This window comes from Yoonia maritima (assembly GCF_002933395.1).
GTDB classification, from domain to species: domain Bacteria; phylum Pseudomonadota; class Alphaproteobacteria; order Rhodobacterales; family Rhodobacteraceae; genus Yoonia; species Yoonia maritima_A.
In genome coordinates this window covers 19,392-43,182 of record NZ_CM009490.1, presented here as the reverse complement: position 1 = coordinate 43,182, position 23,791 = coordinate 19,392, and the positions used below count along the sequence as shown (strand labels likewise).

The following is a 23,791-nucleotide window of genomic DNA, read 5'->3' as shown; positions in this document are numbered from 1 at the left end:
ATGGCAAAACGTCGCAAACTAACCGCGCCATCCGTCGAAGACCTACAAGCCATCGACGCAGAGTTTCGCAGCGAAACTCCGGCGCGTACGAACCGGACCTCTGCGCCAATTGCGCAGGTCGCGGCGGATAGTGCGCAATTCGGTCATGCCGAAAATGTGCAATCCCGGCTTGATAAGCTTGACGCAGAACGTCTGCGCGAGGCCGAAAAGAACGGGCTGATCGTCACGGAAATACCGACCGACAAAATCACGACCGACACAATGGTCCGCGACCGGACGGTTCTAAGCGAAGAAGAGATGCTGGAACTGCGGCTTTCAATCGCGGCCAACGGGCTGCGTCTACCGATCGAGGTTTACGCAAACGGGCAGGGTTACAGCCTGCTGTCCGGCTACCGCCGCCTGATGGCGATGCGCGGTTTGGCCGAACTGAACGGCGATGGTAAACACACCACGATCAAGGCTTTCATTCGCCCCAGCACGGACACAGCATCCGCCTTTGCTGCGATGGTCGAAGAAAACGAAGTCCGCGCAAACCTTAGCCATTATGAACGCGGTCGCATCGCCGTGATCGCCGCACAGCAGGGCGCATTTGGCAGTACCGAAGAGGCGGTGAATGTCTTGTTCGGCTCCGCGTCGAAATCGAAACGGTCCAAGGTGCGTTCCTTTGCCGAGGTGTTCGAGATGCTCGGTGACATGCTCGCGCATGCAGAGGGGCTCACAGAGCGCCGTGGGTTGCGTTTGGCAGGCGCATTGCGCCAAGGTGGCGAAAGCCGTCTACGTGCCGCGCTGGACGCCGGGCAGGGTGGTTCGGTCGAAGATGAATGGATCGCCTTAGAACCCGTGATTGTCGAAATCGAAGAGGGACCACGGGACACCGTCAAACGTGGTCGCCCCAAGGCCGCGACACCAGCAGGCTGGGTTGGTAACGATACGCTCAAACTTTCAACGGGTGTCACCCTACGCAAAGAACGCGACAGCCAAGGTTTCGTGATCCGCCTATCCGGCAAACCCGTCGATGCCGAAATGATCGACGCCGCAATGGAAGAACTGCGAAACCTGTTCGAACGCGGCTAGGGTTTCGCAGCGAAACTCTTACAACTCTGCCAGAATGCGCGCGGTGTCGGGCATTCTGGCCAACGTCCCATCCAATCTTTGTTCCCAACGCGGCCCCATGTTGCGCGCCACTTCATATGCGTCGCGCAATTCGTCGGGGCGGTCCTCGGTCAGTGCGTTAATCAAAAACGCGGCCTGCGCCCGGTCTTTGATCGCCTTGATCTGGTCCGGCCCGTCACGCCGCCGATCCGCGACAATCAGTTTATGTATGGCAAAGCGTTCCGGTTGCGGGATCTGCACCAGCGTTCCGCTGCGGTACAGGATGGCTGCGGGGATCGGGTCTTGGATCAGGTAATTTAGGTGGTGCAGCGATTGCGCATCAACGCCAAGCGCAGCCAGCGGCCTGATACCTTCGTCGGCCTCGAATGACGGGGTCAGAAATTCGACCATCAGATCGTTGCGCGTTTGCTTCCAGCGCCAGACGTTTTCGGGGCGCAGGCTGGGCACCGGATCAAATGAAAAATCACGGAACACGTCATGCAACGGCGGCGATACGGCATCCTCAAGCGCGAGCGACAGCCGTTCAAAACTGGCAATGTCGATGTCGCCAGTCTGGGCCGTATCGTCAAAGCCATAGCGCAGACCCAATTCGCCCTCGTACAGACGAAACGCGTGGGTGCCGACAACCGTGCCGCCCAGCCGGAACACGCCCGCCTTGGCCATCGCTGACAGCAGGCTACCCGTGGCGGCGTCGGTGCTCATGAAGCCTTCGGCGCGCAGGATGCGGATCAGGCGGGTGCGGTTGGCTTGGCGGTCTTTGGCCGCGGCACGCAGTTCGGTCAGCTTTGATAGGCGGCTGGAAAGGGCAGGGGAATCCTCTCCGATATAGGTCTTGCGGACATCGGTCCCGACGCGAAACGTGTCATACCAATAGGCCTTATCCCCGCGCGTGATCTTGGTCGGCGTGCCGCGAATATCCATCATCGCCTCGTCCCTGAGTGAACGAAGTAAGTCGTGATAGGCCGCATGGGCGATGGACGAATGACGTTTGATCATGATGCTCAACGGAAGTTATTTTTGTTGAACATATGATGTATTCAACAAAAAGTAAATCTGTTGAGCAGATGATAACAATTCCCACCAAGGACGTTAAATTTAAGCCTGCTCAATGGTTTCGCTGCGAAACGACATTGCTAGATAAAATCAGTCAGTGAACGGCGAAGGTTTTAACTTTCACTATTCATCCATCGCACAAGCCCTTGGGCGTAATGTTTTGAAAATAATGATGCGACGCGTCGGAGTGATGTATTTCCGACCCATGTGTTGGCCGAATGACCAGCGGAACCAAATTTGAGAAAAAAAGACATTCGATTTATCGTGCCCGAGCGCACAGCCCAACCACCGCCTAGCAGATATTCAATTAAGCGCGCGGTGACATTTCGTTTCGCGCTAACCAACACTTAGGGAGAAATATTATGTGTGTTAGTGTAGCTTTTACTGCAGGTTGTACATTCGGTGACGTAGAAGAGGCGACAAAAGCCGCTGCTGCGAACCCAGTTCAAGTAACCGAAGGATGCGTTAGCGTTCTGTTCACAGCTGGCTGTTCTTTTGGCGATGTCGCCGAAGCACAAGCCGCAGCACAAAAGCATATGGATGCGCTTGGCGCGTCTAAGCTTGGCTGTGTTTCAACAGCATGGACAGCTGTTTGCACTGTTTAAACCAATGGGGCAGTAGCGTTTGCTGCTGCCTCTTTACTGCCAAGCCAGCGCCTAAGGACAGTCCGTGGAACCCATCGCCCGCAATATTATCCAGACCCTCGAAAGCCAAAACCTGATATCACGCACGGATATTGTGAACGGTTCAACAGTTTTCCTAATGGGGCGGCAGCGGAACCGGTTTTTTGTTTTCAAACAACTTCATGGCCCATCATTTTTCATCAAACAGGCGCATGAGGGCGAGGCGGGCACATTTGAATCCGTCACAACCGAAGCGAAAATTTACCAAGCTGTAGCAACGAAACCCGCATTCGCGCATCTTTGCGCTGCGATGCCGCGTTTGCTCCATTTTGATCCAACTACCGCTTCGATGACGCTTGAACTTATTACTGACGCGGAAGATTTAGGAACGAAATCACGCCGCGTTGGGCAGATTACGCCGGTACAAGCCGCGCAGATGGGCGTTATCGCGGCGGGATATCATGATATTCCGCACCCTGAGATTGCCGACCTTGGCATTGCATTCGAAGAAAATCCGCATTGGATATTCCGCCTAAACGAAGAACCCAGCCCATTGCCTTCGCTAAAAGGTCGCAGCAAAGCGAGCGCGGAAATCATCGATATGATCATGGGTCAACCTGACCTTGGTAAATGCCTTGAGCGATCCAAAAAGGATTGGAATCCGCGATGCCTGATCCATGCTGATTTCAAATGGGAAAACTTTCTTTGCGTATCTCCGGCGAAAGATAGCAAGGATGAAACCCTTAAAATTCTAGATTGGGAACGTGCCGATATTGGCGACCCGGCGTGGGATGTGGGGTGCGGGTTGGCTGCATTTGTTATTCATCGGGCGATGAAAGCACCTATTGTCGATGCCGAAACATTCGATATGCACCAATCCTTTACTGAAATGCGCGCATTTTGGGCTGGGTACATCAATGCGCGCAATATGACAGGGCAAGACTTAGAAACCTTTTGCGTCAAATCCATTGATATGATGGCCGCACGATTGTTGGTTGCGGCATATGAACATTGCTATGGCGTGGATCACGCGCCGCCACTTGCGATTACATTGGTGCAGTTGGCAAAGCTGCTTTCTGGGGCGCAAGCCTATGATGTTTTCGGAAAAATGTTACTGCGACCTGATCGGTGCGCGGCATGAAGAACCAGTTGCAAACATTCGTGGCCAACGTCCGCCTGCAAGACGATGGGCAGATTTTTTTTCGCGGTCATCCGGCGCAACAGTCCGCGACGTCTGATGCAGATCCGACGCTGCGACTGACGGAAATGGTGTATAAATATCTATACACACATCCAAGCGGGCAGATTGCCGATGCTTTTCGGGCAACGCCTTCGGATGACGGCCTTATTGCTAAGATTTCAGAAGCTAACGCAACCAAACGGACGGTTCAGGACGGCTGGATCGTGCGCACCCCGCAAGCCGATGGCGCGGTTATTGCTGAACGGTATGGGGCGGTGCGCAAGTTTGTAGCAGGGCAGTATTTGGCCGACCCAGATGCAACCCCAATTCGGCAGGGATCCCCTGTAACCGTAACCCATCTTGCTGGTTCCAAAACGCTACAGCCGGGATTTTTCCACATTTTCGGGCAAGAGCAGTTGGACATTGCAGAATTAGCCAAGGTCGTTCGGCTTTATTTCAACCTCGCATCCCCACAATCGGCAGCCCCGGTTGCAAAGCTGTTGTCTGAAACGCTGAATGAATATGGCATTCCCTTTACCTATAAAACGGCTGTGCGCGTTTGCGATTATTCACGTTCTGACACCGCGGTACTTTATCTTCCGAAACGCGTATTCGAAGTCAGCGCCATGGCGATTTCGCAAAAATTGGACGCGTTGAAACCACTGTTGGATCAATCGTCGCCCACGTTTACCAAGCCAATTGCGCATGGCATCGGTCTTGCCGAGGACCCATCAGATGCGGTCAGTTTTGGCGCATCGCGCAGCAGTTTGGTGGCGCAGGCGATGCTGCGTGCCCAAAATGGTGATGTCATTTGTCCGACCCAGTTTTGGAACGCATTTACCGACATCTGCGCGCTAGAAAATTTGGATATCGGGCGACTGTATCTAAATCCGGGTTCGACAGACACTTACGACCTGCCCAGTTTCCAACCCGAGATAGTAAAATGAACGACGAACAGACGCTTAGTGCGGCATTTGGCATTGGTAAGACACTCGTGCGGGATGCGATTTGGGATCAAGATCGTTGTAACTGGCTTGGGCCTGTGAATGATACGTTCCTTGGGTCGATGCTGTCGGGGTATGGGTCGCTTGGCCCCAGTATTTACGACGGCACCGCTGGGATTGCGTTGTTCTTGGCGCAGCTAGGCAAGATAACGGGCGATCCCATTGTGATCCGCACGGCATTGGGGGCGATACACCACGCAACGTCGCGGTATACCGACTGCCCGGACACGGTTTCATTGTCGTTTTACACTGGCCAAGTTGGGGTAGGTTATGCTGCCATCACGATTGGTCAGCTTATGGATCAACCAGCGTTGGTCGATACAGGCACACAGATCATTATTGATGCGCTTAACGCCGACTTAGATGGAAAATGCGTGCTGGATGTCATGTTGGGCGTATCAGCATCCATTCCGGCGATCATTTCTTTGCAAGACACCCTTGGCCGGGACGTGATTAAGGCCCCATTGTTAGCTTGGGGCGATAAAATCCTGAGCCTCGCGACCGAAGATGACGCTGGCCTATCGTGGAACACAACATCCGAGATGCAAGTGAACGCAAGCGGCGCAGACTGGATGGAACCATCATCGACGGCCAAGCCCAACCTGTTGGGATACGGCCATGGTGCCTGCGGTATCGGGCTTGCGTTGCTTGAACTTGGCGTTGCGTTTGATGTGCCGGCGATGGTTAATGCTGGGAAACGCGCGTTTGACTATGAAAGCCATTGGTTTGATGAAGCGCAGCAAAGCTGGCCAGATTTGCGGTATCACGGCGATACGACGGCAACTGGCCGAACCGAGGTCGCATGGTGTCACGGATCAACTGGTATTGGTCTTGCGCGGTTGCGTGCCTTTGAATTGACAGGCGACCCTGTTTTTCAAGCCGAGGCAAAGACGGCATTACAGCTTACGCAGCAAACGCTGATGACACGCCTTAAACCGCAGACGAACATGTGCTTATGCCATGGGGTTTGTGGTGATGTGGAACTGTTTCTCAAAGATCATGACGCTCTGTTAGCGGACGGGCCGCAGGTTGTTGGTGCGGTCCAGAATTTCATTGCTGATACCTTTGTTGATCACGATCGGCCATTCCCCTATGGCGGCGGTGACAGGCATCAACCGCCGGGGTTCATGCTTGGTTTGGCTGGAACAGGATATGCTTTGTTACGCACGGTAAGCGGGGCACGGCCCCCTTCGTTGCTATGCGTCGGTGGCCATTGAAAACGGCTATCGTAGACATAGGCCCTTTGGAACCAAGCAATCTGATCCGCGCCAGTTGATTTACGTCGCAACAGATTGCTTTGCTTGTCGATCGATGCGTAAACCCTGAACAGCTGCACCGAGATGATCGGCCAAAGACGCATCGCACCTTGGGTCTTTTGACCTAGGGAAAGGTACGGTCACCTTCTTATCTTGGCCTGATCCACAAAAACAACCAATGGACATCGGTCACGTCATATCCTGTATGCTGTCGCCGTCGATGAATGTGTAAGGCACGCTTTCGCGGATTATTTTGTTTGGGTCAGAAAACGGCCGGTCTTGCATCGTTGGGAGCAATGCCTCGGCGATCTGGACCCCTAGGTCAAATAAGTTGAACCTGTAATGGCTTAGGTTTGGGGTAAGCAGCGAGGCCAGTCGCGTACCAACCCCAATGATTGACAGATCTTGGCCGGGGGTTAGCCCGTTTTCTGCAAGGCCACGATAAATCCCGAAGGGAAGGATATGATCTGAATAGATGACCGCAGTGGGGCGCGGTTGTAGTTCTATGAGGTCATGCACCAACGTCACACCGCCGTTGTCGCCAGCGTCGGTTTCGACAATGAAGTCTTCGTTAACTTCTATTCCGGATTTGGCCAAGTTACGTCGATAGCTTTCGACCATAATGTGGCGCAGGTTCAGATCGCTTCGGGGCAGGGCGAGCGCGATTTTGCTATGCCCTTTGGCAATGAGCCGTCTAATTGCATCTTCGACGACGCCGTCAAAATCAAGATCAAGCCAGGGCTGGCCTACGTCCGTGAGGGATCGGCCCAATGTGGCGAATGGCAGATTTTGATCAGACAGGTAGCTGATCCGCGCGTCGTTACGGTGAATGGATGATAACACCAAAGCGTCAGTAAATCGGCGCGCGACAATTTGTTTCAGATAGGTTTCAGGATCGACGGTTGATGGCGATAAAAGCGCCACCAAATTTAGACCGTGCTGAGTCAAAACCGATTGCATCCCGTCAAAGACCCGGATGAAAAATAGATCGCCTTGCATCATGCCTTCGCTATCGGTCTGAAGAACGAACCCGATCACGTTCGTGCGCCCCTTGCTGAGCGCACGCCCGGCCTGATTGGGAACATAACCAAGCTCTGCCGCGGCTTTGAGGACTTTTGATTTAGTGTCCTGATTCACGTCCGGCTTGTCATTAAGCGCGCGTGAAACGGTGCCTATTGAAATATCAAGATGGCGGGCAAGATCGCGGATGCCTGTCAAAGTGTGTCCTCCATTATTGGGGTAGTTTGTCATACCTAGCATACAATTAAAAGCAAATCGTAAACGTTTACGATTCTTGTTGACAGAAGCAAAAGCATCCGCAATGTTGCCGTAAACGTTTACGGTGTATCGGTTCGGGGTTCTGCCCTGATGCGATCCGGGGGGAGAGAAGATGCGTGCATTGCTTGTTGGCTGTGGGGCCATGGCAGCGGCTTGGGCCGAGGCTGTTCGTAAGAATGATCTGCTTGTTGGGCGGGTTGAAATTGTCGCGCTTGTGGATGCAAATCTGGCGGCGGCGCAGGCGTTTGCCACAGCACACGGGCTGACGAACGCGCAAGTATTCACAGATATTGATGACGCCCTTGAAAATGTCGAAACGGACATGGTGTTTGACGTGACGCCGCCAGAGGTGCGGGCGAACATCGTGCGTAAATCGCTCAAGGCGGGGCGGCACGTTCTTTCTGAAAAACCTATGGCCGCAAACATGGATGAAGCACGTGAGCTGGCGATCTTAGCCCAAGAAAGCCGCCGTTTATTCACCGTCACCCAGAACCGAAGATATAAGCCGGGTGTGCGCCGGATCGGCGCGTTTTTGGACAGCGGCGCGTTGGGTGACATCACTGGTATACACGCTGATTTCTTTATCGGTGCCCGGTTTGGTGGGTTTCGTGACCAGATGGATCATGTCCTGCTTTTGGATATGGCGATCCATCATTTTGATGCGGCGCGGTTTATGTCTGGGCAAGATGGGACCCGTGTTTTCTGCGCGGAAACAAACCCGCAGGGGTCTTGGTATGCGCATGGTGCATCGGCCTTTGCGACGTTTGAAATGTCGGGCGGTAGCTTTTTTACCTATCGCGGTAGCTGGTGCGCCGAAGGTGCGCGCACATCGTGGGATGCCGCGTGGCGAATTACTGGCACAAAGGGCAATCTAATATGGAACGGCGAAGATAAGCTGGACGCCTATATTGCCGACGGAGATGAGACGTTTTTGCGCGATTTCAAACGCGTTGATGTTCCTGAGCTTTCTTCTGATTACCAAACCCAAGACCACGCGTCCGTTCTGGCGGCATTTTTGGATGCAATCGCATCAGGTGACCGCGCCGAGACCGACAGCGTAGATAATTTGCATTCCATGGCCATGGTTTTCGGCGCGATTCAAAGCGCGAAGACCGGCAAACAAATCAACATCACACAGGATTTCTAGGACCGATGAGCAACCCAGCAAAAGATATTCGGATTGGCACAATGGTGTCTGCCAACAATGGTGATGCCGCCGCGAGCATTGCAAATATTGCGGATCACGGGTTCGAAAGTTTTGAACCATTTTTCTGGCAAACGACTGCCGGGCAGGACGTTGCCGAGCTTGGCAAACGTTGCCGCGATGCGATCGGGGATCGTGATATTACCATGTCGACGATTGGCATGTTCGGGAACCCGTTAGAAACGGATGCGCTGGACATTGAAACGCTGGACGGCTGGAAAGCCTGCATCGATAACGCGCATCATTTTGGGGCGACTTGTGTGGCTGGATTTACGGGCCGTCTGCGTAATCGACCGCTGCCCGAAAGCCTGCCGCGTTTCAAAGAGATTTGGGGCGATTTGGCGAAACGTGCCGCTGACAAGGGTGTGCGGATTGCGTTTGAAAACTGCGCGATGGATGGCAATTGGCAAACCGGTGATTGGAACATTGCGCATAACCCAGACGCATGGGAAATGATGTTCAACGAGGTGCCGGATGACAATGTTGGTCTGGAATGGGAACCTTGCCATCAGATGGTCTATCTGATTGATCCGATGCCGCAAATTCGCAAATGGGCGGATAAGATTTTCCACGTACACGGAAAAGACGCGACAATCCGGCACGATGTCATCCGCGAGCATGGAGTTTTTGGCAAACATCCGTTTGTGTTCATGCGCACACCGGGTTTTGGCGACAGCAATTGGACCGACATTATCTCGGAGTTGCGGTTGGCGGGCTACAAAGGGTCCATCGACATCGAAGGGTGGCACGATCCGGTTTACCGCGATGCGCTTGAAATGACCGGACAGGTCCATGCGTTGAATCATTTGAAAACTTGCCGGGGGGGATCGTTCGTCGACGATCTGGCGGACTATGGCGGTGGCGATCCATCGTTAGAAAAGAACTGACGAACACCAGTGGAGGAGAATTTAATCATGAAATATATGATCGGAGCGAGCGTCGCCGCTTTGCTGTCTATGGGCAGTATTGCGCATGCCGAAGACGTGACCATCACGATTTGGTCGCTTGATGATGAAAACCAACCTGCGATGAACCTTGCGCAGGAATTTAGCGACATGGATAACGGGATCACTGTTGATTACCGCATGATCCAGTTTGATGATGTGGTGACAGAATCGATGCGGGCCTTTGCCACGGGGCAGGCACCAGATATCATTGCTGTTGATAACCCTGAACATGCATTGTTTGCGGCACGTGGCGCGTTTTTGGATGTCACTGATATGGTTGCCGCGTCTGATGAAGTCGTCGCCGAAAACTATTTCCCCGGTCCGCTGAATTCGGTCACATGGGATGAACGGCTGTATGGTGTGCCAAAGGCCACGAATACGATCGCGCTTTATTATAACGTTGATTTGTTCAAGGCAGCGGGTCTTGATCCTGATACTCCGCCAGCGACATGGGATGATTTGGTCGCTGCTGCACGGGCGTTGAACGACCCTGACAACTCTGTCTATGGGATCGCTTTTTCTGCCAAGGCCAGCGAAGAAGGCACGTTTCAATTCCTGCCTTGGGCGCAGATGTCGGGTGGCGGTTATGACCACATCAACACCGAAGGCGCTGTTCACGCGTTAGAGACGTGGAAAACGCTGTTGGATGATGGTTTGGCATCGCCGGACACGTTGACACGTGGTCAGTGGGATTCCACCGGAACATTCAATTCAGGCAATGCGGCGATGGTTATTTCCGGCCCTTGGGAATTGAACCGGATGGTAGACGAAGCCCAATTTGAATGGCGCGTCGCGCTATTGCCTGTCCCCGAAGAAGGTGCCGCGCGCGCGTCAGCGATGGGCGACTTTAACTGGGCTATTTTTGCCAATACTGACCACCCGCAAGAGGCGTTCCAAGCGCTTGAATACTTTGCAAGCCAAGACGACCGGTTGTTCCCTGAATTTGGCCAATTGCCAGCGCGGTCTGACATCGAATTGCCACCCACTGGCGTGGCCCCAAAAGATGCGGCGCTGCAAGTCTTTCTTGAGCAGCTACAGTATGCGCAGGCCCGTGGTCCGCATCCTGAGTGGCCGAAAATTTCAAAGGCGATCCAAGATGCAATTCAGTTGGCGTTAACTGGGCAGATGACGTCTGTTGATGCGCTTAATCAGGCGCAGGCATCTATTGACGCTATTTTAGCCGAGTAATCAAAACGGCATGGGGCGCTGCATTCGTGCGTGCGCGCCCTGTGATGTTCTAAGGGGGGAAGCAGGCCGGTGAAACGGATACGATCAAGCATCATTGACGGCGTTGGATTTGACCTTGTGTTGGTCGGCATCCCGCTTGTTTTTCTTATTCTCTTTTCGGGGCTTCCGCTCGTTTATAACGTGTTGATGAGCTTTCAAGAGGTTGACCTGTTCAGCCTTGGCGAAGTGTTTCGCCCCTTCGTTGGCTTGAAAAACTATCGCGCGCTGTTCGCCCAACCCGAGTTTTGGCCTATCATGTGGAATACGGTTATTTTCGTGTTCTGTTCCATCGGTGGTCAGTTCATTGTCGGGTTTGGTCTGGCGGTGTTCTTTAATACAGGGTTTCGCGGATCGACGTTTATTCGCGGGCTGTTCTTGGTGTCTTGGGTGATGCCAGGGCTGGTTGTGGGTGCCACGTGGAATTGGATACTTGCCGGTGACTTTGGCGTCTTGAATTACCTGCTAAGCAGTATTGGCGTGATTTCGGAAAACATCTTTTGGCGCTCTGATATCAATTATTCGCTTTGGGCTGTGATCATCACCAACATCTGGTTGGGGACGGCGTTTAACATGATCTTGCTGTCCGTCGGGTTGGCAGGAATTCCCAAGGACCTGTACGAGGCGGCGTCGCTTGACGGTGCGACCGCGTTTCAGAAATTTTGGACGATCACGGTGCCAATGATGCGGTCAACCACGGGGGCGGTTATTTCGCTTGGGTTGATCTTCACGTTGCAGCAGTTTGACCTGTTTGCCGCGATCACTGGCGGGGGCCCAGCCAATTCATCGAACGTTGCGCAGTATTGGGCATGGGAACTGTCGTTCCGCCAATATGATTTTGCGCGCGGTGCGACGATTTCAACAATCATGATCGCGGTCGTCATGGTGGCTTCTGTCTTTTATGTCCGTTCAACAAGACACGAGGTCCGCGGATGATGACACCTCATTTAAATCGCATCTACCTTGGGGCAGCGATCGTCTTTGCGATCATCTATCTGTTCCCGCTGTATTGGATGTATGTCACCGCGCTGAAATCAGGGTCCGAGATATTCGCATATCCGCCGACCTTTATTCCCAAAGACCCACAGTGGGGCGTGTTCAGCCACGTTTGGGACGTTCGCGGCATGGGGCGGTTTATCTGGAATTCGCTTGTCATTGCGACGGGCACCATGATCCTTGTCGCGGGGCTTGGCACGGGATGTTCTTATGTTCTGGCACGGTATCGCAACATCTGGATTGATGTGGCTTTGTTCCTTGTGTTGATGCTGCAAGTGTTGCCTGCGTCATTGATGATTACGCCGCTGTTTGTGGGGTTTTCGGCTGTTGGGTTGCTTGATTACCCACGGTTTGCGGTCATCTTGGCGGTCACGGCAAAGGCGATGCCTTTCTTTGTGATCCTTGTGCGCGCCACCTTTATGGCTGTGCCTGCGGAATTAGAGGAAGCGGCATTAGTTGACGGGAATTCGCGCGTTGGGGCCTTTGTTTCGGTGGTTTTACCACTGGCCCGTAACGGGGTTTTGGTGTCCGCCATTCTTATTTTCATGCAGGCGTTTGGTGAATTCGTCTATTCAAAATCGATCATTCAAGATGTGAACCTACAACCCGCTTCGGTTGGTTTGAACGCCTTTATGGGCCCCAACACCGTAGAATGGAACAACATCATGGCCTACGCGACGATCTACGTTACGCCCATCCTTGCGGCCTTTGTATTGCTGCAACAGCGCATCGTCGCTGGACTTACTTCAGGAGCGCTCAAATGACAGAAGAACTGCAAATCGAACTGAACGGTGTCGACAAACACTATGGGGCTTTTCACGCGCTTAAGGGTATTCAGCTTGCGATCCCAAAGGGGGCTTTTGTTGCGCTGGTTGGTCCGTCAGGCTGTGGTAAATCCACGTTGTTGCGATCAATTGCCGGGTTGGAAACGATATCTGGCGGAGAGATGAAAATCACCGATGAGGTCATGAATAACGTGCCGCCCCGGCACCGCGATGTGGCGATGGTGTTCCAGTCATATGCGCTGTACCCGCATATGACAGTCATCGACAATCTGACCTATTCGTTACGTCTTAAGAAGACCCCAAAAGCCGAGGCCCGCAAGATTGCTAAGGAGGTCGCCGCAACAATAGGTTTGGAAAACCTGTTGGACAGGTTCCCGCGCGAACTGTCAGGTGGGCAACGTCAACGTGTGGCTATGGGCCGTGCCATTGTACGGCGCCCCAAGGTGTTTTTGTTCGACGAACCGCTATCCAATCTTGATGCGTCACTGCGTGTTCATATGCGCAAAGAAATACGGGCGTTGCATGACAGGTTGGGGGCGACATCGGTTTATGTGACCCATGATCAAATCGAAGCAATGACAATGGCTGATCATGTCGTGGTGATGCGTGCTGGGGTGATTGAACAGCAGGGCGCGCCGCTTGAGTTATATGATCGGCCTGCTTCGCAGTTTGTCGCGGGGTTTATTGGGTCGCCCGCGATGAATTTCGTCGATGGCGTCACGAACGCTGACGGTACGGCTGTAACACTGGACATAACCGGCGCACCCGAATTGCAATTGCCGCGTCAGGTGGCGTGTAACGAAAAGGTTACCGTTGGTCTGCGGCCCGAGCATTTGTCGATATCAGAGGCGGGGCAGGGTGCGATCACCACCAAAATCAGCGTGATCGAATCCACAGGTTCCACCACCTATGTTGGCGCGGGCGACGCCGGAAAAATTACAATCGTTCTGTCTGAACGGCGCGATATTTCGGTTGGCGACACAATCAGCTTAGGCATCAACACCAAAGACATTCATCTGTTTGATCCGCAAACCCAGATGGTCATTTAATGTGAATTTCAATTGGGTGGGACCGCCAAAGACCGCATTCAATTTGGAATTTCACCCATAAATAACGGGGCGAAACAGGTTCGCCCCTGCGTATCGCAAACCACCCTAAGATGAGCTTGCATCTCTTTTTGCATGGTCCTATAGAAGTCGTACCCGCCCGGTTGGTCGCTTCGTTTTTGTGCCGAAGTTTCGCCTACCTAGCTATTCAATAATAGCGGGCGGAGTTATGATTTTACATCAAAAACCAATCGACGTGATCCCGTTTCGCCTTAGAAACACGGATTTCTTATGAGAGACACAGCCCACGAAATTCCCGACATTTATGGCGTTTCTTCATGGTCGGATGGCTTGGTTGATGTTGCCGATAGTGGCGATTTGGCGCTGCGTAATCCGCATGACGACAGCCCGCCGGTGTCTTTGCCTGAGGTGATGAACGCACTAACGCAGCGCGGGATATCGGCACCGATTTTGTTGCGCGTTCAGCCCTATTTGGACCGTGCGCTTGCACGTCTTCACGATGCGTTTGAAACGGCGTTCGGCGAGGTGAATTACAAAGGCAAGTATCGCGGCGTTTTCCCGATCAAGGTGAACCAGCAGTCGGATGTTGTTGAGCGTCTGACAGAAGTGGGGCGTCAGTATCACTTTGGCCTCGAAGTCGGTTCAAAGCCCGAGCTGTTGATCGCCTTGTCGCAAACCATGTCGCCGGACGCATTGTTGATCTGTAACGGGGCAAAGGATGCGGCTTTTATGCATCTTGCGATCTTGTCGCAGAAGTTGGGCTTTAACACGATCATCGTGCTGGAAAGCCTGCACGAGTTTGAAACCGTGTACCGGATTGCTACTGAATTGGGTGTACGCCCGACGCTGGGCGTGCGGATCAAGCTGACTGAGACCGTGACGGGCAAATGGCAGGCGTCTTCGGGTGACCGTTCTGTGTTTGGCCTAAGCGCGCTGGATGTGGTCAAGCTGACCGCGCGTTTGGAAGAAACCGGATTGATGGATTGTCTGGTGTTGCAGCACACCCATTTGGGGTCGCAGGTGCCCAACATCATGGATGTCCGCCGTGCCGCGACCGAGGCCTGCCGTTTTTACGTTGAACTGACCCGTTTGGGTGCGCCGCTTTCTTATATGGATTTGGGTGGCGGTTTGGGTGTTGATTATACGGGCGAACGCCGCCCGGATGAGAATTCGGTCAATTACACGGTGAACGAATACTGCACGAATTTGGTGGAAACCGTCGCTTATGCGATGGACGAAGCGGGCATTGATCACCCAACGATCGTGACAGAAAGCGGGCGTTTTGTCGTCGCGCAGTCGGCGATCTTTGTGTTCAATATCTTGGGCGCGACACTGTACGACAATTCGGAAAAACCCGAGGTCCACGAGGGTGATCATCATCTGCTAAGCGATCTGTTGGCGGTTGAAGGCTATATCGCGGGTGCGCGCCTGCAAGAGGCGTTGAACGACGCGATTTATTATCGTGATGAAATTCGTGCGTTGTTCCGACGTGGTCAGATTGACCTACAGCTTTTGGCCCGTGCCGAGCAGGCTTTCCTATATCTGCTGTCGCGTTTCAAGACTGCGGCAAAGCTGGAAGATAGTGCAGGCCAGATTGATGAACAGCTGACTGGGTTTGTTGACTACTACCACGGCAATTTCTCGTTGTTCCAATCGCTGCCTGACGTTTGGGCGATTGACCAATTGCATCCGATCATGCCGCTACAGCGCCTGAACGAAGAACCAACGCGTAGCGCTGTTTTGACCGATATTACCTGTGATAGTGACGGTAAAATTGATCAGTTTGTGCTGGCTGATGGTGTTTCCGGCGCGCTGCCTGTGCACGAGCTGCGCAAGGACGAGGATTACTATATCGGCGTGTTTTTCGTGGGTGCCTATCAGGAAACCTTGGGCGATTTGCACAATCTGTTTGGTGACCCGAATGTGGTGACCATTTCGCTTGATGGCGAAGGTGGTTTTGACATCGAACATGAGGTCGAAGGCGACACCATCGCGCAGGTTTTATCCTACGTCGAATACGACCCCCAAGATTGCCTCGGTACGTTTCGCAAGACGGTGGAAAAGGCCGTAAAGGCGGGCAAGGTGAATGCCGCAGAACGGCGTACGATGATGGCAGCTTATAAAGATAGTCTTGCAGGTTCGACCTACTTTGGCACGGACGGCTGAATGAAAATGAAGGATCAAAACATGGAAAAAGTTCTGGTTGTAGGGGCCGGTGGCGTTGGTGCCGTGGCAGTCGTTAAGATGGCGATGCACCCCGAGATATTCAAAGAGATCACATTGGCCAGCCGCACGGTTTCAAAGTGCGATGATATTGCGGCAAATGTGAAGACCCGCACTGGCGTGACGATCAAGACTGCCGCGCTGGATGCGATGGACGTTGCAGCCACTGTTGCGCTGATCAAGGAAACAGGTGCTGAACTGGTGGTGAACCTTGCGTTGCCGTATCAGGATTTGGCGTTGATGGATGCCTGCCTAGAGGCGGGCGTGCATTATCTGGATACCGCCAACTATGAGCCCGAAGACGAGGCCAAGTTCGAATATCACTGGCAGTGGGCCTATCAGGAACGCTTTGAAAAGGCGGGTTTGACGGCTGTTCTGGGCTCTGGTTTTGATCCGGGTGTGACATCTATTTTTGCGACATGGATTCGTAAACACAAGCTGGACGGCATTCGCCTGATCGACGTTTTGGATTGTAACGGCGGCGATAATGGCAAGCCATTTGCGACCAATTTTAACCCAGAGATCAACATCCGCGAAGTGACAGCCACGGCGCGTCACTGGGAAAACGGTGATTGGGTCGAAACACCGCCAATGTCGCATAAGGTTGCGTTCGATTTCCCTGCTGTGGGCGAAAAGAACATGTATCTGATGTATCACGAAGAACTGGAAAGCATGAAAACGCATTTCCCCGAGATCGAGCGGGCGCGTTTTTGGATGACCTTTGGCGATGCCTACATCAACCACGTGACTGTTTTGCAAAACATCGGCATGACCAGAATTGATCCTGTGACCCATAATGGCCAAGAAATCATTCCACTGCAGTTCCTGAAAGCCGTGCTGCCAGACCCAAGCGATCTGGGTGCGCTGACCAAAGGGAAAACCTGTATTGGTGACATCATCACGGGTCCTGCGGGCGACAGCGAAAAGACCTATTACATCTACAACATCTGCGATCATGAAGAGTGTTACGCCGAGGTCGGTAGCCAAGCCGTTGCATACACCACTGGTGTCCCTGCGATGATTGGTGCGGCGATGATGATGAAAGGTATTTGGCTGGAACCGGGTGTTTGGAACACCGAACAGCTGGACCCAGACGCATTCATGGACATGCTGAACACCGATGGTCTGCCTTGGCAGGTGGTCGAGCTTGACGGGCATCCAGAGTTCTAAGCGGACGATGGATATCGAAGAACTCTCCCGCACTAGTTTTGCGCGGTTTGACCTGAACCGTGTGCCTTCGCCATGCTTTGTCGTGGACGAAGTCGCGATCGAACGTAACCTGAGCATCCTGGCCGACGTGGCCAAGCAATCAGGTGCGCATGTTCTATTGGCGCTCAAGGCGTTTTCGATGTTTGCGACAGCGCCTTTGGTCAACAAATACCTGTCGGGTGTTTGCGCGTCGGGTCTTTATGAGGCCCGGCTAGGCCGCGAAAAATATGCGGGCGAGGTCACCACCTATTGCGCCGGGTTCAAGGCGGATGATTTGGATGAAATCATCCATCTGTCTGATCACCTGATCTTTAACACACCAAGCCAGCATCAGCGTTTCGCCAGCCAGGTACAAGCGGCCAGGGACGCGGGTGAAACCATTAGCCTTGGTCTGCGTATCAACCCGGAACATTCCGAAGGGTGGAACCCAAAATACGATCCCGCAGCGCAATGTTCGCGGCTTGGTACGCCGATATCAAAGGTCAGCGCGGCTGATCTGATTGGTATCGACGGGCTGCACATGCACACGCTGTGCGAGCAGGGTTTTGAACCGCTCAAGCGGACTTGGGATGCGGTTGAAGACCGTCTTGGGCCGTGGCTGAAAAACATGAAATGGCTGAACCTTGGCGGCGGGCATCACATCACCAAGTCTGATTATGATCGCGCGGGGCTGATCGCGCTGATCCAGCACATCAAGGAAACCTACGGTGTCGCCGTATATCTGGAACCGGGCGAGGCCTGCGCGCTGCATGCGGGCATCTTGGTCGGCGAAGTGTTGGATGTTGCCAACAATGATATGCCTTTGGCGATTACCGATATATCGGCCACATGCCATATGCCGGACGTGATCGAAGCGCCCTATCGCCCTGATCTATTGGGCGAGGTTGCAGAGGGCACGACCTATCGTCTTGGCGGGCCGTCGTGTTTGGCGGGCGATGTGATTGGTGATTATACGCCAGCACAGGAATTGGCACCCGGCGACCGCATCGCGTTTTTGGATCAGGCGCATTATTCGATGGTGAAAACCAATACGTTTAACGGGGTACCTTTGCCTGCGATTGCGCTTTGGAATTCTGACACGGATGAGCTGCGGATGATCCGCGAATTTACCTATGAAGATTTCTTGGAGCGCTTGTCATGACTTATTTTCTTGAAGGCGAATTATCAGGTCGCGAACGCGATCCGCAGTCGGCTAAGTTTCGGGTGATCCCCGTGCCGCTCGAGCGCACTGTGTCTTACGGGGCAGGGACTGCGGGCGGCCCTGATGCAATCCTTAATGCCAGCGTTGAGCTAGAGCGTTTGTTTCGAAATTCCGAACCCTGTGCCCAAGGGATCGCGACCGAAGATGCGGTTGATTGTTCCGGCCCATTGCCCGAAGTCATGGAACGGATTGCCGCCCGCACCGAAGGCGCCGTTAAAGCAGGCGCCGTTCCTGTCACCTTGGGCGGCGAACATGCGCTTTCTTATGGTGCGGTGCGCGGTGTGGTGCGTGGCTTGGGCCGGGATGTTGGAATTGTGCAAATCGACGCCCACGCTGATTTGCGTCTTGCCTATCAAGATGAACGCCATTCGCATGCATCGGTCATGCAATTGTTGGCCCAAGAAGATGGCATTCGTATCGCGCAGTTTGGCGTGCGCGCCCTGTGCACCGAAGAAGCTGCGCGTCGTACCGATTGCGGCGTCTTTTATCGCGATGCCGAAGAATTGGTGACCGAAAATATCAGCGCCGTCGATCTGCCCGATGATTTCCCCCAAGATATTTATGTCAGCTTTGACGTCGATGGATTGGATCCGTCGATCTTGCCAGCGACGGGTACGCCCGTGCCCGGTGGGCTGGGGTATTATCAGGCCCTTAACCTTGTCCGTCATGCCCTAAAGGGGCGTCGTTTGGTTGGGTTTGATGTGGTGGAACTGGCCCCCCATGACGATAGCACTGTGTCCGATTTCACGACGGCGCAGATCACCTATGCCATCATGGAAATGGCTGATTAACCAACATTATCTGGGTGTGGCGTCGTAAAATAAATACCGCCACAGTAGAGCGAGGGCGCTTGTAGTTGATCTGCGCGGTTGTTATCGTCCGCCTCGATCAGCCAAGCTGCTGCGGCACTGCCGAAAGCCTAGCCAACAGTCCCGCATAAAGCATGAAGAGGCAGGCAATGGCGATCAAAGAGCCGCGCGCAGAGCAAACCCCGAAACCAAAACGCGTTTCGCCCTGGCGCATTCTTACCCCGGTCAAGACACAGATTAATCTGGCGATGGCGATTTCGGCTAGTTCGGCGCTGTTTGGTTTGGCAGTGATGCTGCAGTTGATGATGGTTGTGCAACGCCTGATCGAAGACCCAACAACGGTTCCGTGGCTTTGGTTTGCGGGTGCTGCAATCTGCACAGTGGGTGCCTATGTCGCCCGCCTTGGTGCATTCAATCAGGCGCATTATGCAGCGTTTCGGTTGGAACGCGTGTTGCGCACTGGTTTGGCGGAACGTTTGGCGCGGGTGTCGCTTGGCTATGTGGAAACCCAAGGTGCCGGTGCGCTGGCAAAGGTGATCCATGACGATGTGAAGGCGCTGCATGTGTTCGTGGCGGATTCGACGCCGCTTTATGCGCGTGCTTATGTGACGCCGGTGGTGACGCTGGCGTTATTGATCGCGTTGGATTGGCGGCTGGCGCTTGTGACCTTGATTGTCCTCGGGTTTGGCTATGGTATCTTGAACGGTGCACAAAAACGTCGCCGTGACATGGTGCGCAAATATAACGCCGCACGTGAACAGGTCAGTGCGGCGGTCGTTGAATACGTGCAGGCCATGCCTGTTGTACGCAACTTTGACAGCGGCAAGATGAGCTTTGGCCGATATCAGAATGCGTTGGACGGTTATCTGACCGTGATGTTGGATTGGTACCGTGCGGCCGGATTTCCGGCGCGGTTCTCTTGGCTTGTGCTTAGCCCGATGCCGACGCTGACCTTGGTGTTGGGCACTGGGCTTTGGCTGACATCGGCGGGCGATTTATCTGTATCGCGGTGGCTTGGCGTGCTGTTGATTTGCACGGGTATGGCCGAGGCGATGATGCCGATGATGATGCTGCGCCACATGATCGAGAAAGTATCGCTGAGCGTTGCGCGCATCGAAGAGGTGATGAACGCGCCCGAGCTGGGGCAGGGGGCCAAGGCGCCATCTGACACCCCGCTAACCTTGGACCCAAACGCGCCAGCGTTGCAGTTTGAAAACGTGACCTTTTCCTATGGCGCTGATTTGGACCCGGCGCTGCGCAACATCAGCTTTTCAGTTGCCGAAGGTAGCGTGACCGCTTTGGTCGGGCCATCGGGTGCAGGTAAAACAACGGTCGCGCGTTTGATCCCACGATTTTGGGATGTGACATCGGGTGCGATTTCATTGGGCGGTCACGATATCCGCGACATGGGCCCTGATCAGTTGATGGAACAAGTCGCGTTCGTGTTTCAGGAAAGCTTTTTGTTTGCGGAATCGATCGCTGCAAACATTCGCATCGGTAAACCGGATGCCAGTGATGAAGACGTAATTGCCGCTGCGACTGCGGCGCAGGCGCATGGTTTCATCAGCGATCTGCCCCAAGGATATGACACGCCCGTCGGTGAACGCGGAGTGTTCTTATCTGGCGGTCAGCGGCAGCGGATCGCGATTGCGCGGGCGCTTTTGCAAAGCCGTCCAATTTTGGTGCTGGACGAGGCGACAGCCTTTGCCGATCCAGAAAATGAGGCAGAATTGATTGCGGCCCTGTCCGAGCTGATGCGCGGGCGGACGGTTATCATGGTGGCGCATCGTTTGGCGACGATCCGCGATGCCGATCAAATCTTGGTCTTTGATCGCGGGCAGATTGCTGAACGTGGGGCGCATGATGATTTGGTCGCGCAGGGCGGGGTCTATGCCCGCCTGTGGAACAATTATGAACAGGCGCAAAACTGGTCGCTGGGCGGTGCACGCACCCCCGAAGCACCCGTGATCGAGATGGTGAAATGATGCAAAAAGCCGCAAATGTACCGCCGCGTAAAACAAGCGCGAGTTCCTTTTTCACGACCTTCCGTCAGCTAGCCGATAGCGTCGGACCAGAGGCCGCGCCGGGCCTGCGTTTGTCATTGGCTGGATTGATCGCTGCTGCGGCTTTTCAGGGCTTCGGCCTGTCCGCGATTGCGCCGCTGTTCACTGCCGCCGCGACTGATCCGGACCTAAGCCGGGCGTTGGTCTGGTTTGGCGTGATGATCGCCCTGATGGGTACGGCTTCGGGTTTGCGTTGGTTTGCCCAAGGGTTTGATTTCGACGGCCGCATGGTTCGTGCGACATGGCGATTGCGTGGCCAGTTGGGCGCAAAACTGCGTGAAATCCCGTTAGAGCAATTACAGAACAAACGCGCCGGAGAGTTGAACTCGATGGTTTTAGGCAACGTCGATGAGAACCTGCTTTATGCGCTGACCGTGCTTAATTTGGTGTTCACTGCGATTGTTACGCCACTGTGTGCCGCGCTTGGTATCGTGATGTTTGACTGGCGGTTGGGGCTGTTGCTGTTGCTGATTTTCCCGGCCATTGTGCCGCTGTATCGTTGGCGTCGGCCCGCGCTGGGGCGCGGTAAACGGATTTTGGGCCAAGCCCACCAAGAAGCGAGCGCCGATGTGTTGGAATATACGCAGGGGCTTCCGATTTTGCGGGCCGCTGGTCGCGCTGGCGAAAAGGCCGAGAAGCTTTCTCAGACATTCCACAAACTGGAATCGATTCAGGCGTTTGGGCATCGCAAGGGCGCAAAGCCAAACATCATCGTGGCGAGCGTTGTTGAATTGGGCTTGGTCGCGGTTTTGGGGCTTGGCGTTTGGTTGGTCGTTGCCGGAAGCCTTCATCCTGCGACGTTGGGCGCTGTCTTTGTGATTGTGGTGCGTCTGTCCGAACCACTGTCCACGTTTATCCTATACACCGCGATGCTAGAGGTGATGGAAGCCGCGCTTGAACGGATTGGCGCGTTGATGGCGACAAAGCCTTTGCCGCAAACCGAACCAGCACAGGTGCCCACGGAATTCGGGATCCAGTTTAAGGATGTCGATTTTACATATGCGCAGGGCGATGGTCAGGCGATCAGTAGCTTTAACGCCGATCTGCCCGAACGGTCGTTGACCGCGCTTGTTGGTCCATCAGGCTGTGGCAAGACGACCCTGACCCGACTGTTGCTACGGCATTTCGATCCGCAGCAGGGGGCGGTGACAATTGGCGGCGTTGATCTGCGGCAAATCCCTGCGGATCGTATCAATGGTCTGATTTCTGTCGTGTTTCAGGATGTGTACCTGTTCAATGATACAGTCCTTGCCAACATCCGCATGGGTCGCCCCGAGGCAACCGACGAAGACGTCCGCGCCGCTGCCAAAGCCGCGCAATGTTTGGATTTCATCGAACGCTTGCCGCAGGGGTGGCAGACCCCATTGGGCGAAATTGGTGGCCGTTTGTCTGGTGGTGAACGTCAGCGGATTTCAATCGCGCGTGCGCTGTTGAAAGATGCCCCGATTATTGTTTTGGATGAACCGACTGCGGCGTTAGATACCGAAAGCGAACTGGCCGTGCAGCGTGCGCTGGATGCGTTGGTATCGCAGAAGACGGTGATTGTGATTGCGCACCGCCTGTCCACCATTGTTGGTGCAGACCAAATTTTGGTGATCGAAGACGGCACCCTTATGCAAGCAGGAAAGCATGCCGATTTGCTGGCCAAAGGCGGCCGCTATGCCCGGATGTGGGCGGCGCAAGGTGCGGTCAAAAAGTGGTCAGTCGCGAGCTAATCAGCGCGGCACGATCATCGGTGTATGGCTGATGGGATCGTCGATGATGATCCCATCCAGCCCAAATACCTGCTGCAACAAATCTGGTGTCATAAGCGCCTTTGGCGTGCCTTCGGCCACGATTTTGCCAGCGATCATCACCACCAGATGATCGGCGTAGCGGCAGGCCTGATTAAGGTCGTGCAACACAGCCACAATCGTGCGCCCCCGTTCACGGTTCAACTGGCGCAGCAGCGAAAGCAGTTCAAGCTGATGCGCGATATCAAGATATGTCGTCGGCTCATCCAGTAACAAGATCGGTGTTTCTTGGGCAAGCACAAGCGCGATCCAGACGCGTTGGCGTTGGCCACCAGAGAGCGCTTCGACGTCGTGATGCGCCAAATCGGCGACACCGGCGGCGTCCATTGCCATGGAGACGATACGTTCATCTTCCGCGCTTTGCTGCCGGAACGGGCCCTGATGCGGGTAGCGCCCGCGCGCGACAAGATCGACGACAGTGATCCCTGGAGGGGCCTGTGCGCTTTGCGGTAACAACCCGATTTCTTGGGCGAGCTTGCGCGGGGGGAGCCGCTCGATGTCATGGCCATCAAGAAGCACCTGACCCGCACTTGGCGGCAGCAAATTACAAAGCCCCCGCAATAGCGTGGACTTCCCACAGCCATTCGGGCCGATAATGACGGAAAACTTGCCCTCTTCGACGCCCATCGAAATATCTGCGCTGACAGTTTTGCCAGCATAGCTAAGCGAAAGCCCCTGCGCCTGAAGGCGCGGGGTTTTTGTGATGGGCTGCTGGTTTGGGGCGTTATGAGAGCGTGAAATTGCGTTCAAGGTGGCCTCTGAC

The 23,791-nt window shown here is 54.3% G+C and carries 20 protein-coding genes; 17 read left to right on the top strand and 3 right to left on the bottom strand.

The features are described from left to right. The gene (locus tag CYQ09_RS00300; RefSeq protein ID WP_106743420.1) at nucleotides 1-1,074 is read left to right on the top strand and encodes a ParB/RepB/Spo0J family partition protein; all 1,074 of its coding nucleotides are present in this window, start codon (nucleotides 1-3) and stop codon (nucleotides 1,072-1,074) included. Nucleotides 1,075-1,092: 18 nt separating this feature from the next. Here CYQ09_RS00300 and CYQ09_RS00295 read toward each other — a convergent pair whose 3' ends face one another. Continuing rightward, entirely contained in the window at nucleotides 1,093-2,109 is a 1,017-nt protein-coding gene (locus CYQ09_RS00295) for a nucleotidyltransferase family protein (RefSeq protein WP_106743419.1), read from the bottom strand. Between the two features lie 419 nt (nucleotides 2,110-2,528). On the opposite strand from CYQ09_RS00295, the gene CYQ09_RS00290 reads away from it, so the two are divergent. The 4 genes from CYQ09_RS00290 to CYQ09_RS00275 all read left to right on the top strand — a co-directional run bounded on the left by CYQ09_RS00290 (nucleotide 2,529) and on the right by CYQ09_RS00275 (nucleotide 6,190). After that, nucleotides 2,529-2,771, top strand: a complete 243-nt coding sequence (locus tag CYQ09_RS00290; RefSeq protein ID WP_106358258.1) for a hypothetical protein — start codon at nucleotides 2,529-2,531, stop codon at nucleotides 2,769-2,771. Nucleotides 2,772-2,835: 64 nt separating this feature from the next. After that, nucleotides 2,836-3,930: a phosphotransferase gene (locus CYQ09_RS00285; protein ID WP_106743418.1), complete on the top strand. Its 1,095-nt coding sequence runs from the start codon at nucleotides 2,836-2,838 to the stop codon at nucleotides 3,928-3,930. Then, on the top strand, nucleotides 3,927-4,916 hold the full coding sequence (locus CYQ09_RS00280; RefSeq protein ID WP_106743417.1) for a T3SS effector HopA1 family protein: 990 nt from the start codon (nucleotides 3,927-3,929) through the stop codon (nucleotides 4,914-4,916). Before CYQ09_RS00285 ends, CYQ09_RS00280 begins: the two co-directional genes overlap by 4 nt. Continuing rightward, nucleotides 4,913-6,190: a lanthionine synthetase LanC family protein gene (locus CYQ09_RS00275; RefSeq protein ID WP_106743416.1), complete on the top strand. Its 1,278-nt coding sequence runs from the start codon at nucleotides 4,913-4,915 to the stop codon at nucleotides 6,188-6,190. Before CYQ09_RS00280 ends, CYQ09_RS00275 begins: the two co-directional genes overlap by 4 nt. Before the next feature lie 228 nt (nucleotides 6,191-6,418). On the opposite strand, the gene CYQ09_RS00270 is transcribed toward CYQ09_RS00275, so the two are convergent. Continuing rightward, nucleotides 6,419-7,447, bottom strand: a complete 1,029-nt coding sequence (locus CYQ09_RS00270) for a LacI family DNA-binding transcriptional regulator (RefSeq protein WP_106743553.1) — start codon at nucleotides 7,445-7,447, stop codon at nucleotides 6,419-6,421. A 172-nt stretch (nucleotides 7,448-7,619) separates the two neighbouring features. Between CYQ09_RS00270 and CYQ09_RS00265 the strand changes: the two genes are divergently transcribed. The 12 genes from CYQ09_RS00265 to CYQ09_RS00210 all read left to right on the top strand — a co-directional run bounded on the left by CYQ09_RS00265 (nucleotide 7,620) and on the right by CYQ09_RS00210 (nucleotide 22,950). Next, nucleotides 7,620-8,654 (top strand): Gfo/Idh/MocA family protein, encoded by a 1,035-nt coding sequence (locus CYQ09_RS00265; RefSeq protein ID WP_106743415.1) that lies wholly within the window; start codon nucleotides 7,620-7,622, stop codon nucleotides 8,652-8,654. Nucleotides 8,655-8,659: 5 nt separating this feature from the next. Then, a complete protein-coding gene (locus tag CYQ09_RS00260) occupies nucleotides 8,660-9,598 on the top strand; it encodes a sugar phosphate isomerase/epimerase family protein (protein WP_106743414.1) in 939 nt (312 codons plus the stop codon). Between the two features lie 27 nt (nucleotides 9,599-9,625). Continuing rightward, complete coding sequence (locus CYQ09_RS00255) at nucleotides 9,626-10,846, top strand: ABC transporter substrate-binding protein (protein ID WP_106743413.1); 1,221 nt, start codon at nucleotides 9,626-9,628, stop codon at nucleotides 10,844-10,846. A 69-nt stretch (nucleotides 10,847-10,915) separates the two neighbouring features. Further along, on the top strand, nucleotides 10,916-11,818 hold the full coding sequence (locus tag CYQ09_RS00250; RefSeq protein ID WP_106743412.1) for a carbohydrate ABC transporter permease: 903 nt from the start codon (nucleotides 10,916-10,918) through the stop codon (nucleotides 11,816-11,818). After that, the gene (locus CYQ09_RS00245; RefSeq protein ID WP_430383316.1) at nucleotides 11,818-12,642 is read left to right on the top strand and encodes a carbohydrate ABC transporter permease; all 825 of its coding nucleotides are present in this window, start codon (nucleotides 11,818-11,820) and stop codon (nucleotides 12,640-12,642) included. The genes CYQ09_RS00250 and CYQ09_RS00245 overlap by 1 nt, the downstream gene beginning before the upstream one ends. Continuing rightward, entirely contained in the window at nucleotides 12,639-13,712 is a 1,074-nt protein-coding gene (locus tag CYQ09_RS00240; protein ID WP_106743410.1) for an ABC transporter ATP-binding protein, read from the top strand. Before CYQ09_RS00245 ends, CYQ09_RS00240 begins: the two co-directional genes overlap by 4 nt. Nucleotides 13,713-14,000: 288 nt before the next feature. Further along, nucleotides 14,001-15,896: a biosynthetic arginine decarboxylase gene (gene speA / locus CYQ09_RS00235; RefSeq protein WP_106743409.1), complete on the top strand. Its 1,896-nt coding sequence runs from the start codon at nucleotides 14,001-14,003 to the stop codon at nucleotides 15,894-15,896. 21 nt (nucleotides 15,897-15,917) lie between these two features. Further along, entirely contained in the window at nucleotides 15,918-17,123 is a 1,206-nt protein-coding gene (locus CYQ09_RS00230; protein WP_106743552.1) for a saccharopine dehydrogenase family protein, read from the top strand. A gap of 7 nt (nucleotides 17,124-17,130) precedes the next feature. Next, entirely contained in the window at nucleotides 17,131-18,303 is a 1,173-nt protein-coding gene (gene nspC / locus CYQ09_RS00225; protein WP_106743408.1) for a carboxynorspermidine decarboxylase, read from the top strand. Then, nucleotides 18,300-19,154, top strand: coding sequence for an agmatinase (gene speB, locus CYQ09_RS00220; RefSeq protein WP_106743407.1), 855 nt, complete (start codon nucleotides 18,300-18,302; stop codon nucleotides 19,152-19,154). Before nspC ends, speB begins: the two co-directional genes overlap by 4 nt. A gap of 167 nt (nucleotides 19,155-19,321) precedes the next feature. Further along, nucleotides 19,322-21,157, top strand: coding sequence for an ABC transporter ATP-binding protein (locus CYQ09_RS00215; protein ID WP_106743406.1), 1,836 nt, complete (start codon nucleotides 19,322-19,324; stop codon nucleotides 21,155-21,157). Continuing rightward, on the top strand, nucleotides 21,157-22,950 hold the full coding sequence (locus tag CYQ09_RS00210; RefSeq protein ID WP_106743551.1) for an ABC transporter ATP-binding protein: 1,794 nt from the start codon (nucleotides 21,157-21,159) through the stop codon (nucleotides 22,948-22,950). Before CYQ09_RS00215 ends, CYQ09_RS00210 begins: the two co-directional genes overlap by 1 nt. Here the strand turns inward: CYQ09_RS00210 and CYQ09_RS00205 are convergent, their stop codons facing one another. Then, nucleotides 22,951-23,778, bottom strand: coding sequence for an ABC transporter ATP-binding protein (locus CYQ09_RS00205; RefSeq protein WP_239495815.1), 828 nt, complete (start codon nucleotides 23,776-23,778; stop codon nucleotides 22,951-22,953). Nucleotides 23,779-23,791 lie beyond the last annotated feature (13 nt).